The organism is Verrucomicrobiota bacterium (assembly GCA_027622555.1).
Taxonomy (GTDB): domain Bacteria; phylum Verrucomicrobiota; class Verrucomicrobiia; order Opitutales; family UBA2995; genus UBA2995.
The window spans coordinates 1-13,605 of sequence record JAQBYJ010000131.1 but is presented as its reverse complement, the minus strand read 5'-3'; the positions used below and the strand labels follow the sequence as shown (position 1 = coordinate 13,605).

Here is a 13,605-nt window from a genome sequence, read left to right as displayed (position 1 = left end):
ATACTAATATCCATAACACACTGAATTTTAATGAGATAAAGCCTGCTCTTTCAAAGGCGATTGAAACATTAGGGTTCATTCTGGATAAAGGATCCCTGTTCCAGGAAACGGGCGCCTTCGAGGGACACCATTCCTTCATTGTAAAAGCCGGTCCCAATCAAACGGGGACTGTTTCCTTCTATGACGTAATTGGCGCGGTTCTCCCAAGTGCCGGCCTGGATATTGCCACCGAACCAGCGACCTCCGACCGTGGTTTCCAGTAATCCGCCAACCCTTAGTAAACGGCCATCATTCATCTCGATACTTGTTTCTGCAAATGTGGCGCTTTCAATAACTGAGAAATTGTTCAAGATTCGAAAAAATGTTTTAGCATCAATGCTCAAAAGATCTTTTACTTCGAGACTGGCTACTGGAACACCCGAAGGAAAATCGATAATGACCACATCGCCTGGAGCTGGATAACCATCGTTAGACCAGTTGGTCTTCGGGACGTCCATAACCGTGCACCCATCGGGCCACCACAGATTGCCTCCGCAATCTCCGTCAAAGGTGATTTGGGAGAATAGGGGTTGGATGCAGGTATAAATCAGGAGTCCAATGCTAATAAACCGGCTGATGGCATGGCTGGGGAGAAGCGACATTCGATTTAGTAAAAGTGAATGAAATTAATCTGACAAGTCCGGTGTTGAAGAAGGTAGAGGTGATTGCTGATTTCACCGGTTATATCTGTAAAAGCAGCTTTTCGGCGCGCTCATCCGTGGTAGGCGAATCGCAGCGTAAAGCTACTCCTACCCTTCAAAAAACTTTAAATGATCAGTGGTGGATTTTTTTGAATCAGATATTGCACAGCGAAAGCAAAACTACAGGGTCCAAGGTATGGATGATGTTTCAAAAACGGTTAGGATTTCGGTGAAAGAACTCACCGAGGTGTGTATTAAAGCTGTAAGTACTCTGGGATATACGAGTGACGAAGCCGGCAACCTGGTGGATTGCATGTTGGCGGCACAGCTGCGTGGCAACAGCCAGGGAATCATCAAGATCACAACGGGTGGTTTGAATAAACACCCCGAAGAATCCTCAGTGAAGATCGTTCATGAAACTCCAGTTTCGGCGAGAATCGACGGTGGAAGGTGTCTCGGAATGTCTGTTTTGGTTAAGGCGATTAAGATCGCCGCAGAGAAGGCTGGCACTTCCGGTATTTCTCTTGTGACCACATCGAACACTCCTAATTCAACGGGGTACCTTGGCTGGTATGCCAAGCAGTTGGCCAAGGAGAATTTGATCGGTATTGTTTTGGCCCAGAGTCCGGAGTTTGTTGCTCCCTACGGCGCCTATCAGCCGATCTTCGGCACCAATCCTATCGCAATTTCTGTCCCGGGTTCTGGTGACTCGGAACCGGTCACTCTTGATATGGCGACATCGGCTTATGCGTTGTTTGGATTACTCGAAGCGAAAACAGCCGGTATAAGTATTCCCGACAATGTGGCCTACGATTCCGAGGGAGAACCGACAACCGATCCTGCTGCGGCACTCGCTGGAGCCATCCGCGTATTTGATCGCAGTCACAAATCCTCCGGTTTGGCTCTGATGGTGGAACTTCTGGCAGGTGCCTTGTCAGGCAGTGCTATCGAAAACAAAAGAGCTTCAGCTTGCTGGGGTAACTTGGTTTTGGCTATCGATCCCAAGATTATTTGGGGAGACGATCCTGGATTGGAAGCTTTTAGGGAACGGGTTAATACAGTTTGCCAACGGGTAAAGTCGGCCAAAAAATTGCCAGGTGTGGAAGGAATATTATTGCCGGGGGAAAGAGGAGACCGCGTTGCCGCGAATTGCGTTTCCGCCGACAGCATTGAGATCGAGACCAATCTCTACAATGAGCTGTGCAGGATGGCAGAAGTTTAAATCAACCCGTTCGACAAGCTCACGACAGGCCGCTCCTACATTTCAAAAGAACTCTAACTGATCGGTGTTGGGTTTCCTGGAGTCGGGTAGATTTGGTTTACTCTGCCTTTGCCTGTTAACTTGATTGGCCGACTCGGTCACTTCGTCCTGGACGGTCTGGTCGTTTTCCAAATGCTCTAAAATGGTTTTGGCTCTTTCGATAACGGATTGTGGAAGGCCTGCGAGACGGGCGACGTGGATACCGTAGCTTCGATCAGCTGCTCCGCGAATCACCTGGCGGACAAAGATGATGTCCTCATTCCACTCCTTGACCGCCACGCTGTAATTACTTAGCCGTGACAGGCTTTCTTCAAGCTTGGTCAACTCGTGGTAGTGGGTTGCGAAAAGAGTCTTGGGACCTTTCTCAGGATGCTCGTGCAAATGTTCAATAACTGACCAGGCAATGCTGAGACCGTCATAGGTACTCGTGCCCCGTCCAATCTCATCGAGGATGATGAGGCTCTTAGCGGTGGCATTGTTGAGAATGTTGGCCGTCTCGTTCATCTCTACCATGAAGGTGGAGTTGCCGCGGGCCAGTTCGTCGCTGGCGCCAACCCGGGAAAAAATGCGATCGACCAGTCCGAGCTTGCAACTCTTGGCCGGAACCCAGCAACCAATTTGAGCCATCAAAGTAATTAAGGATACCTGGCGGATGTAGGTAGACTTACCGGCCATATTGGGACCGGTAATGAGCATGATCTGTTCTTTTGATGAACTTAGTTTTGTATCGTTGGGAACAAAGGAATAGGTACCTGCCAAGCCAAGGGCTTCCTCGCGCATTGTTTGTTCTACTACCGGGTGACGACCTTCAATGATTTCCAATTCATCCGATTCATTGAACTCGGGTTTGCAGTAATCCCACATTCGGGCCAATTGTGCCCAACCAACAAACAAGTCAGCTTCTGCCAAAGTTGCGGCAGCATGGTTTAATGGTTCGGCTTCATCGAGAACCTTTTGTACAATATCTCGAAAGAGCGATTCTTCATAGCTGGAACTACTTTCCTGTGCATGCAGAATTTCTTTCTCTTTTTCTTTCAGTTCTTCAGTGACGTAACGCTCAGCGTTTACTAAAGTCGATTTGCGTATGTAGTGATCAGGTACGAGTGAGATGTTCGACTTCGACACCTCTATGAAGTATCCAAAAGCGTTGTTGTATTTTATTTTTAAATTCCGAATACCCGACGCTTCTTTCTCGCGAGCTTCCAAGTCGGAAATCCAGGTCTTATTGTTGCGCATCAAGTCGCGCATACGGTCGAGCTCGGCGTCATATCCATCTTTGATGTAACCTCCCTCTTCCAGTTTGCTGGGTAGTTCATTATTGATAGCGCGTTCGAGTAAGGACTGAAGATTTGAAAAGTCTCCCAATCGATCCACGAGCTCTTGAATGTTCTCCCCATCGAATTGTAGCAAAATGGATTTGAGGGCGGGTAGGGCATTGAGCGTATCGCGAATACCGCCAATCTCCCGAGGATTGCGGATACGGTTTTGCATACGGGAAAGGATGCGCTTTATATCGCGTGTCAGTCGCAATGTTTCTGAAAACTCGGCCATCAGTCCGGGTGCTTCAAGGAATTCGCCGACACAATTTTGGCGGCGTTTCAATTCCACGATATCGAGGGAAGGTGCTGCCAGGTAATCTTCCAGCATACGGGCACCGGCCGCCGTGGATGTTCGGTCTATGGATTGGATGAGTGAACCATCCCGATTTCCCCGGGCTGAAGAAAAAATCTCCAGGTTACGCAAAGTAGAGGGGTCCAGCAAAAGAGCTTCCTCGGATCGGTAGGGTCGGATCGTGCGCAGGTTTTTCGGTTCGGCACACAAGCTTTCAGTAACGTAATACACCAGAGCTCCAGCGGTGCCGATGGCGGCATGGTCTTTGGAGAGACCGAAACCTTCCAGATTTAAAACGCCTAATGTATCCATTACGGTCTTCGCTCCTGATGCCGCGTCGTAATGATAACCTGGAATCTCGCTCCAGGCGTTCTCCTTGCAAAACAGAACGAACTGTTCGGCTGCCGAGTGAGCGTCGGCTTTTGCTTTGAGCGCGTCCAGGCCGTCTTCTGGTAAAACAATTTCTCTCGGATTAATCGAAGTGAGGATGGGTAGCAGCCGATCAAAAGTCGCCTCGGTCGCCACCCGGAATTCACCGGTAGTCAGGTCCATCCACGAGGCGTGGATACCTTGTTTGTTCCATGAGACAGCGAGAATAAAATGGTTTTGATTTTCGGTAAGCTGGTTCTCGTTGAGAGTCGTTCCCGGCGTAATGATTCGGGTAAGTGCCCGCTTAACCAGTTTTCCGGTTTGAGGCGTTTCGACCTGATCGCAGATCGCCACCTTCATGCCGGCCTTTAGGACTTTGCCAATATAGGCATCAGCAGCATGATAAGGAATGCCAGCCATCGGATAGTCATGCCGTTTTGTCAGGGTTATCCCAAGGATCTTGGCTCCGTTTTCGGCATCCTCATTGAACAACTCATAGAAGTCGCCCAAACGAAACAATAACAGCGTATTTTTAGGAAGTTGATTTCGCACTTCCCAATACTGCTGCATCATGGGAGTAAGAGCTGCTTTCTTGGCCATTTTGGGAAAACAGCTAATCCCATTCCTGAGATTCCAAATTGCAAGGGTGTTTTAAAAGGAAGTGTGAATAATAGGCTGAACTCCAAAACGGTTTTTTATCTTAGGCCTAATATTTAAGGAATCTTCGACTCCATTTCTCCTTTTTAGGTAGTTGAAGGTGTACTTTGGTAACCGGTATTTAACGCTCAGGTACTTCGGCTTTCTTCAAACCGTCCAGGTAACATTTAAGTTGCCCGGGGTGTTTTAGGTAGAAGAGTTTTTCTTTTGCGAACGCTACAGTGAAGTCGGGCTGCTCTGTAAGTAGTTGTTCAACTGCCTCTTTGGCCTCGGCGATTTGACCGAGATGGGCAAGTGCTACCGCGCGGTGTGCAGTCGTCCAATATTGGCAATTGGGAATCATGCTTGCGCGATCGGTCCAATCCACGGCTCGTTTGAAATCTCCTTTAAAAATAAGGGTGAGCGCACCGTACGTAAAAAAGGCCCATCGTTGCGGATCGTTCGGACTCAGATGGATGGCTTTTTCGAATTCAGCGAGAGCTTCATCGTAACGGCCTTCGTAAGCCAGTGAATCGCCCAATCCACAGTAGGCTGCCGCAAAGGTTGGATTCAGTCCTATGGCAAATTCGTTTTCCGCCAGTGCGTTTCCGTATTCCTGTCGAGCAAGTTGAACACGTGCTTTTAGTGCGTGAAAGACGGCGTTCTGGGAATCGAGCTGAAGTGCGCGGTGGGTAGCTTTCAGGGCTTTATCCAGGTTGGATTTCGTTGGTTTGGTGTTCCAGTATACCATGCCAAGAACTACGGCATAGGCCCACCAGGCATGTGCTTCGCCAAAGTGCTGATCCTGCTCACGACTGAGTTGCAGCAATCGTTGTGCTTCTAGGTTATCCTCTCCGGTAAATCGAAAGAAGTGCCAGATCCCGAGATGATAGTTTTCCCATGCTCCCAGATCGCGGCGGTCAGTCTTAACTACTTTCAATCGCTCCGCCGTGCCAATTTCCGGTTCCAACCGGGCAACCACCATGGTCGTTATTTCATCTTGTACCGCGAATACGTCTTTAAACTTACGATCATAGCGGTCTGTCCATTTTTGCATACCGGTTTCTGCATCGATAAGCTCAGCAGTTACACGAATACGGTCGCCGGATCGTTGAACGCTACCTTCAATCAGATAACTCACACCAAGTTCTTTGGCTATTTGATTTGCTCCCAACTTGGTTCCCTTGAATCCGAAAGTACTGTTGCGTGCGGTTACATCCAACCAACGGTGTTTGGAAAGCGTTGAAATAATATCGCTGGTAATGGCGTCAGAAAAATACTCCTGTTCCGAATCTCCTGATAGATTACGAAAGGGTAGGACGGCCACGGTCGGTTTCTTCATCGAGGAGCTAACCATGGCAGCTTCCTGAGGATCGGTTTGTTTATTTCCTGTACTTCCTGGATCGCTTATCTCCACTGCTCCGTCAAAACGAAAACCACTTCCGTGGACGGTTTTAATAAAACGTTGGTTCTTTCCGCTATCTCCTATGGCTTGGCGTGCGGAGCGAATCCGACTGCTCAATGCGGCCTCTGATACGATGCGACCTTGCCAGATGTGCTCATGAATTTTGTCTTTCGAGATCATGCGTCCGCAATTGGAAATCAATAGCTCCAATAATAAAAAGACCTGTGGTTCTACGGGATGAGGGGAGCCTCCTTTACGGAGTTCGAAGCGCTCAACATCGAGCTCGAATGTATCGAACTTATAGACCATTGAGGCGAATTTTTGCCAGAAAAAGGGCTTGGTCAAGATTTCTACAGAACTTCTGCAGAAACTCTTCAGTCGGTCTGCAAGCATTGTCCGCTTTTTTTCGCTATAGTCATCCTCATCGAAACGAACCAATCACGGTTCAATCATAACAATTCAAATAAAGAAATCATCACCATGTCTATCATAACACCACCCACTAAATTAACCGAAGTAACTACTGCCCCCGATTACGCAGCGATCAAAACAAAGCAACAGGCCGCATGGGCCACCGGCGATTATTCGGTTGTCGGAGTCACCTTGCAAATTGTTGGAGAACAACTTTGTGAAACTTTGGATCTACGTTCTGGCCAAAGACTCCTCGATGTAGCTGCTGGAAACGGAAATGTTTCGTTGGCTGCTGCCCGTCGTTTTTGTGACGTAGTATCCACCGATTACGTTCCTGAGCTTCTGGAGCGTGGTCAACAACGCGCCCAGGCCGATTGCTTGTCCATCGAGTTTCAAACGGCCGATGCAGAAAACCTACCGTTTGAGTCCGAGTCTTTTGACGTCGTTACTTCCAGTTTCGGAGTTATGTTTGCTCCCGACCAGACAACTGCTGCGTCTGAAATGTTGCGTGTATGTCGATCAGGCGGAAAAATCGGCATGGCCAATTGGACTCCTGGTAGTTTCATTGGCCATCTGTTCAAGACTATCGGTAAACACTTGCCCCCACCTGTTGGATTGAAATCACCAGCTCTTTGGGGAACCCGGGAAAGGCTTGAAGAACTCTTCAGTGAAGAAACGGATTCCATCGATATAAACCCACAGGTTTACGTCTGGCGCTACAAATCAGCTCAACATTGGTTAGCTATTTGGCGTAACATCTACGGTCCACTTAACAGAGCGTTTGCCGCATTATCAGAAGATAAACAAGCAGCACTCGAGCAGGATCTACTGGCCTTAATTGAGCAATTTAATGTAGCCGATGACGGCACCATGGTTGTGCCGAGCGACTATGTGGAAGTTGTCGTAACCAAAAGCTAAAAACCTTCTGAGGGTATGGGTGATTGAAACCGCCCATACCCTCGATCCATTTTAAAAAACAAATTATTCTCTTCATGAAAAACACAATTAAAAACCTCACTTTCAGTACCCTGGTATTTATTACAATAACGGCGGTTGCCTTCGCTGTCTCTCAGATAGGCAAACCTCAAACGGATTTATACAAAGCTCCTGCTTTCCGTCTAAAAAGTCTTGAAGGTCAAATGATCAGTCTCGAATCGTATGAAGGTAGTTATGTGGTCATCCACTTTGCTACGACCTGGTGTCCTTTCTGCAACGCGGAAGCTCCCTATCTCGAGCAATTATTCCAGGAGTATCAGGAGCAAAACGTAAAAGTTTTGATCATCGATGTAAAAGAGTCAGAATCCATAGTGACGAAATACCTGAAGGAACGATTTAATTTATCCTTTCCGATTCTTCTGGATCCTGACGGTTCGGTTGCAGCCAAATACGCTCCTCCAGGATTGCTCCCAGATCTCGCCCGGGACGAAGTTGTGCTGGCTTCCAATATTCTTATAGATCCCAAGGGTAAGATGCAGTTTCGTTCACTGCTTGATACAAGCAACTTCGACGCAAAATTGGTTGGCTTGAGAGGCAAACTGGATGAACTGCTTGCCCAATAAAATTAGTTTGTTTCTGAGAGAAGGTTATTTTTCAAAGATGGTTGGGCGGAATGGGTTAGGCCTTCCGCCTGGCCTCACTCTTCAGATTCGATATCTACTATCAGGAGTTGTGTAATACCCTTAAACAGGTCTCAACGGCCAGTAAAAGGGGAGGTTAATAACAATGTCTTACACGTAAAATGGATTGGAAAATCAGGATTTTTCTTGAGACGTGGCTATAAAAGTCCGTTTTCGGACATTTTATAGTTGGCAGAACAAAATCTGTTGCCAGAGTTTAAATCACCCGATCTTAGGTCGTGTCGTTGAATGTTACCTGTGTTCCTCTACAAACTCTGTCTATAAGTCCCAATGCAACTTGGTTTTATTATTGATCACTCGCGGTGTATAGGCTGCCACGCCTGCACGGTCGCTTGTAAATCGGAAAATGATGTTCCGCTTGGTGACTTTCGGACTTGGGTCAAATATACCGAGGAAGGGACCTTTCCGGAGGTGCGGCGATCGTTTGCGGTGTTGCGATGTAACCAATGTTCGGAACCCCCGTGTGTGGATATTTGCCCTACCAATGCTTTGGAAAAGCTGGCGAACGGGGTAGTCGATATTAATCAAGATTCTTGTATCGGTTGCAAGTCCTGCATGCAGGCCTGTCCCTATGATGCGCTTTACATTAATGAAGATGAGGGAACGGCTGAGAAATGTCATTTTTGTAATCATCGAGCCGAAATTGGATTAGCACCTGCTTGTGCGGTTGTTTGTCCGACCGAGGCAATTATTCCGGGAGATTTTGATGACCCACTTAGTTTGGTTTCTCGAATGCGCCGGGAACAGGATCTAGGAGGGCGTAAAATAGAAGCGGGGACGTCACCCAATGTGTTCTATAAAGAAGTTAACCCCAATACCATTTCTCCTACCCAGGCAAATGGGACATCAGGATATATCTGGTCAAACAACCCGGAAGGAATGAGGAAGGTTGCAGAAGCATTTCAAGCGGAACAGGATGTCATGGAAAAAAAAGCACGAACGGTTTATGACGTACCGAGGAAAGCTTTATGGGATTGGAAAGTTGGGGCCTATTTTACGACAAAGTCATTAGCGGCAGGATTTTTCCTAGCGGGCCTGCCTTCGTTTTTAAAGATGATTGGTGGAGAGACCTCATTGGCTTTAGGTGTGTTTTTAGGTGCTGCCCTCCTGTTTTTAATGGCCACTGGCGTTTTGCTTCTGGCGGATCTGAAAAGACCGATGCGGTTTATTTATATCTTACTGCGTCCCAATTGGAAGAGTTGGCTGTGCTGGGGATCCGTGGCCATTATGCTTTTTGGCGTGTTGCTGTCCTTATGGGGAGGGCTTTGGGCTCTGTCCTATTTTGGAGAGCGTTCGCTAAGTGAGATCACTGGCTCTGCGGTAGCCTATTTTCTACTGTTAGTAACAACTGGTTCTGCCCTATTTGTTGCATCTTATACAGCATGGTTGTTTCACCAATGTCATGGTAGACCGCTTTGGATGAAACGCTTGTTAGGTTTATCACTAGCGTTGCACGCGTTTTTGGCGGGATGTGCAGGGGTGTTGATTCTTGATCAGCTGATGATGCTGAGTGGAGTCTCGGATTGGCGTCTGGAAGAGAGTTCGCGTTCCTTTGTGTTGTTTGGATTTGTAGGAAGTTTGTTAGCGCATTTGCTGATGATGTTGAGCGAAAAATATTTAGCACCAAAAAATAGAGAGCTTGAGTATCATCGTGCCGCAAAGCTGATCACCCATGGGCCTTTTGCGAAACGTCACTGGGGAGTTAGTGTAGTTCTTGGGGTGGTGTTGCCCCTGGTTTTAGTTTTTACCGCGAGTCCTCTGTTAATGGTTGTCGCCGGGATTTTTGCGTTAGTCGGCTTGCTAAATGAAGAAGACCTTTTTGTAAAAGCAGGCCAGGCACTACCGATTAGTTGAACTTTGAAACTTGTTATTTAAACTAAAGATGAGTGAACAAAAAAAATCGTATAAGAGAGAGTCTCCCTGGGAGCTCGCGGTAGGTCCAACACCTGATAAATGGGATGACTGGGTAGAGTTGGACAGTAAGGCGTGGCCTGAAAAAAAAATAGAAAAGCATTACCGTTGTGTGCCTACGATTTGTTTTAATTGTGAATCTGCCTGCGGGTTGCTGGCCTTTATTAATAAGGAAACCGACAAAGTTGAAAAATTTGAAGGAAATCCGGTGCATCCCGGGAGTCGTGGAAGAACCTGTGCCAAGGGACCCGCGACCATAAACCAGATAAATGATACCGAACGTATTCTTTATCCCTTGAAACGTGTAGGGCCCAGGGGCGATGGAAGATTTGAGAAAGTAAGTTGGGAAGAAGTTTTAGATGATCTCGGGGGACGCATTCGAAAAGCATTTCAAGAAAAAAGACACAACGAACTGATGTACCACGTCGGGCGTCCGGGTGATGATCATTTTGTCTACCGCATGCTGAACGCTTGGGGGGTGGATGGGCATAATAGCCACACTACCGTTTGTTCCGGCGCGGCGCGTTTAGGGTATTCGCTGTGGTTTGGCGCTGATCGACCTTCACCTGATTACTCGCAGACGAAGTTTATTCTTCTGTTAAGTTCACACCTGGAAACGGGACATTATTTTAATCCTCATGCGCAACGAATTATCGATGCAAAATCGGGTGGTTCAAAAATTGCCGTGGTTGACGTTCGCTTGAGTAACACAACGACCCATGCCGACTACTGGGTGTGCCCTTGGCCAGGTTCCGAGCCTGCGCTTTTGTTGGGCATAGCGTTGGAACTGCTAAAGAGTGGAAGGTTTAACAGAGAGTATGTTGAGCGGTGGGTGAACTGGCAGGATTATCTTTCTGCTTACGATCCGGATGGTCCTGGTTCTTTTGACCGGTTTATTGAGAAGTTGATCGAGGTATATTCGATTTATACTCCAGAATATGTTGAGGAAGAATGCAAACTTCCTGGAGAAACCGTGCAACAGTTGGCTGATGAGATTGCCAATGCCGGAAGGCAATTTTCAAGCCATCTATGGCGAAATACCGCGGCCGGTAATAAGGGCGGATGGCAATCGGCCAGGGTGCTTATGTTTTTACATGCGTTGACAGGAAGCATCGGTCACCCAGGTGGTGTAAATCCAAACAGCTGGGATAAGGCGCATCCTCATCCCAGTGAAATGCCTCCAGCTCATAGCCAATGGAATGAGTTGATATGGCCGCGGGAGTACCCGCTATCTCATTACGAGATGAGTTTTCTCCTGCCACACCTGGTTGAACTCCAAAACAAAAAAATAGATACGTATTTTACCCGTGTTTATAATCCTGTTTGGACCAATCCCGATGGGTGTTCCTGGATTGAGATGCTTGAAAATGAGGATAGTATCGGTTGTCATGTAGCGCTTACTCCGACGTGGAGCGAAACAGCGCAGTGGGCGGATTATGTGCTTCCGATGGGGCTGGCATCCGAGCGGCATGACTTGATGAGTCAAGAGACGCATGCTGGAACGTGGATTGGTTTTCGACAACCCGTCATGCGTGAATATTTTCGCCAGGAGGGTAAAATGAATGGCGATGAAAAAACGTATGAATCTAATCCGGGGGAAGTCTGGGAAGAAGCGGAATTCTGGATTGCACTTGCTCATAAAATTGATCCGGACGGATCTCTCGGTGTGCGCAAATACTTTGCAGATAAATCCGGTAAGCCAGTTTCGATTGATGATTATTACAAAGATATTTTTGAAAACGTGGAGGGTTTGCCAGAAGAGGCAGCCAGGGAAGACTTAACGCCGCTTCAGTATATGCGTAAATATGGCGCCTACGATGTGCCTTACAAAGGGCAAGATCGTTATGAGGAAGAAAAAGTTGACGGGCTTCCCATGAAAGATGGTACGACCCGCACAGGATTTCCAACACCTAGTAAAAAGTTAGAATTCTTTTCTCCAATAATGAAAGAGTGGGGGTATGAGGATCAATGCATTCCCGGCTATATTCGTTCGCATGTACATTGGCGGAATCTGGATTTGGAGAAGGGGCAGCGAACTCTTTTGCCAACATTCCGCTTGCCGACTCTCATTCATACGCGTTCTTCGAATTCAAAGTGGTTGAAAGAAATATCTCACACTAATCCTCTGTGGGTTCATCCGGAAGATATTGGGAAACTGAATCTTAAGAATGGAGAATTGGCACGTGTGTCTACAGATATTGGATACTTTGTAGTGCGGGTTTGGGAAACCGAAGGAATTCATCCAGGGATTGTCGGGTGCTCACATCACATGGGACGATGGAGAATAAATCGCGATATAGGTGGAGAGAAATTTTCCACCTCACTTGTTGATATTACCCGTAAGAACGGAACCTTTCTTTTTAGGGAAAAAGAAAAAGTGAAACCGTTTAAGAGTTCTGATAGTGACACTAGTAAAATCTGGTGGGAGGAAGCCGGAGTAAACCAAAACTTAACGTTTCCTGTTCACCCGGATCCCATCAGTGGCATGCATTGTTGGCACCAGCGGGTAACAGTAGAGCCAGCACATGAAGGCGATCGTTATGCCGATATTTTTGTCGACACCCATAAAAGTCGCGCAGTGTTTAAAGAGTGGTTGGCGGAAACGAAAAGTGCTCCAGGTAATGGAGGATTGAGAAGGCCCTTGCACATGCATCGACCTCTCAGACCAACAAAGGATGCCTATTACATAAAGGAGTAATTCCGCGCGGTCTTTTCTTTCTATGAGTCCAAACCGTGCTATTTCTAAAATTTGCCTTTTGGAATGGATGCTGGTCAATCAACGCGTGGAATGGTGCCAAAGACGAGAGATCCATTCAGGGAGCGTGGTAATCACCAAATAACCCAGGGTGGCGAAAAGAACCCAGTTCGCCAATTCATCGATCCATACCCAGGCTGTAGCGATCCCACTTAATTTTCGGAAAAGGGGTTCGATAAGCCATGACCAAAGTGACACGGCTGCTACTGCCAATCCCAGACGTGCTCCGACGCGCAAAGGACTTATACTAGTAAAGCTCCAGGCCCAAAGTTGAGGGAATGTGAAGAGCAAGAATACGAGGCGGTAATCCCAATTGTTTCCGAGCAGAAATGTTCCTATATAGATGCCGGCTCCGAGTCGGAAAGCATCCAAATGTTTGTTATCAGTCTGGGTTGGGGTTGGACGCAAACGGTCAATTAAAACCCCTGAAGCAACGCTACCCATGACTAGAAAGAACAATAAAACCTCTAACGCTCTCCAGGATTCAACCGTGGTGAGTCCGCCACGGTCGCGCCACATAAAAGCGACCACTTTACTCCCGTAGGAAAAGATGGGAGACCGCGGAGTTGCATGGCTAATTATTGAAAGATCGTTGTATGAAAGAATGACGTAGCCCATCGTCACAGCAGCGCACGCACTGAGGAGTATTAATAGCTCACGTGGTTTTGCGCGCAAGAGAAAGAGAAGGCCAGCAATTGGAAAAAGCTTGAGCACCATTCCGATAAGTATCCAGCTACAGGCAATCCAGTATCGTCCGTTTAGAGAATAGAGTGCCAACGCGCATAAGGTAAAAATGAGGAGATCGATATTGCCCCGTTCGAGAGCCATCATCACCGGTGGTGAAAGTAATCCCAAGAAAAGAACTAGTGTAGTGCGTCAAGCAGTCTGTAACATATCAAGCTTTGCTCGAGCACGCTTTACTTTTTCCA

At 47.3% G+C, this 13,605-nt stretch carries 9 protein-coding genes; 5 read left to right on the top strand and 4 right to left on the bottom strand.

Features of this window, described 5'->3' with window-relative positions; translation table 11 throughout:
* Nucleotides 1-68 precede the first annotated feature (68 nt).
* On the bottom strand, nt 69-641 hold the full coding sequence (locus tag O3C43_21840; protein MDA1069137.1) for a hypothetical protein: 573 nt from the start codon (nt 639-641) through the stop codon (nt 69-71).
* A 235-nt stretch (nt 642-876) separates the two neighbouring features.
* Between O3C43_21840 and O3C43_21835 the strand changes: the two genes are divergently transcribed.
* On the top strand, nt 877-1,902 hold the full coding sequence (locus O3C43_21835) for an Ldh family oxidoreductase (GenBank protein MDA1069136.1): 1,026 nt from the start codon (nt 877-879) through the stop codon (nt 1,900-1,902).
* 42 nt (nt 1,903-1,944) lie between these two features.
* Here O3C43_21835 and mutS read toward each other — a convergent pair whose 3' ends face one another.
* Nucleotides 1,945-4,521 carry a DNA mismatch repair protein MutS gene (gene mutS, locus O3C43_21830; GenBank protein MDA1069135.1) on the bottom strand — a complete coding sequence of 859 codons (2,577 nt, stop codon included), beginning with the start codon at nt 4,519-4,521 and terminating at the stop codon, nt 1,945-1,947.
* Nucleotides 4,522-4,699: 178 nt separating this feature from the next.
* The gene (locus O3C43_21825; GenBank protein MDA1069134.1) at nt 4,700-6,271 is read right to left on the bottom strand and encodes a winged helix-turn-helix domain-containing protein; all 1,572 of its coding nucleotides are present in this window, start codon (nt 6,269-6,271) and stop codon (nt 4,700-4,702) included.
* A 171-nt stretch (nt 6,272-6,442) separates the two neighbouring features.
* On the opposite strand from O3C43_21825, the gene O3C43_21820 reads away from it, so the two are divergent.
* The 4 genes from O3C43_21820 (at nt 6,443) to O3C43_21805 (ending at nt 12,619) form a co-directional block, all read left to right on the top strand.
* Nucleotides 6,443-7,291, top strand: a complete 849-nt coding sequence (locus O3C43_21820) for a class I SAM-dependent methyltransferase (protein ID MDA1069133.1) — start codon at nt 6,443-6,445, stop codon at nt 7,289-7,291.
* A 74-nt stretch (nt 7,292-7,365) separates the two neighbouring features.
* A complete protein-coding gene (locus tag O3C43_21815) occupies nt 7,366-7,932 on the top strand; it encodes a TlpA disulfide reductase family protein (protein MDA1069132.1) in 567 nt (188 codons plus the stop codon).
* A 348-nt stretch (nt 7,933-8,280) separates the two neighbouring features.
* The gene (gene nrfD, locus O3C43_21810; GenBank protein ID MDA1069131.1) at nt 8,281-9,864 is read left to right on the top strand and encodes a polysulfide reductase NrfD; all 1,584 of its coding nucleotides are present in this window, start codon (nt 8,281-8,283) and stop codon (nt 9,862-9,864) included.
* 28 nt (nt 9,865-9,892) lie between these two features.
* Nucleotides 9,893-12,619: a molybdopterin-dependent oxidoreductase gene (locus O3C43_21805; GenBank protein ID MDA1069130.1), complete on the top strand. Its 2,727-nt coding sequence runs from the start codon at nt 9,893-9,895 to the stop codon at nt 12,617-12,619.
* Between the two features lie 78 nt (nt 12,620-12,697).
* On the opposite strand, the gene O3C43_21800 is transcribed toward O3C43_21805, so the two are convergent.
* Entirely contained in the window at nt 12,698-13,531 is an 834-nt protein-coding gene (locus tag O3C43_21800) for a glycosyltransferase 87 family protein (protein ID MDA1069129.1), read from the bottom strand.
* Between the last annotated feature and the right edge of the window lie 74 nt (nt 13,532-13,605).

Excerpts from the sequence above, each read along its gene's own strand:
- O3C43_21820 (MDA1069133.1), top strand. The coding sequence starts at position 6,443 with ATGTCTATCATAACACCACCCACTAAATTAACCGAAGTAACTACTGCC.
- O3C43_21815 (MDA1069132.1), top strand. The coding sequence starts at position 7,366 with ATGAAAAACACAATTAAAAACCTCACTTTCAGTACCCTGGTATTTATT.
- mutS (MDA1069135.1), bottom strand. The coding sequence starts at position 4,521 with ATGGCCAAGAAAGCAGCTCTTACTCCCATGATGCAGCAGTATTGGGAA.
- nrfD (MDA1069131.1), top strand. The coding sequence starts at position 8,281 with ATGCAACTTGGTTTTATTATTGATCACTCGCGGTGTATAGGCTGCCAC.
- O3C43_21835 (MDA1069136.1), top strand. The coding sequence starts at position 877 with ATGGATGATGTTTCAAAAACGGTTAGGATTTCGGTGAAAGAACTCACC.
- O3C43_21825 (MDA1069134.1), bottom strand. The coding sequence starts at position 6,271 with ATGGTCTATAAGTTCGATACATTCGAGCTCGATGTTGAGCGCTTCGAA.
- O3C43_21805 (MDA1069130.1), top strand. The coding sequence starts at position 9,893 with ATGAGTGAACAAAAAAAATCGTATAAGAGAGAGTCTCCCTGGGAGCTC.
- O3C43_21840 (MDA1069137.1), bottom strand. The coding sequence starts at position 641 with ATGTCGCTTCTCCCCAGCCATGCCATCAGCCGGTTTATTAGCATTGGA.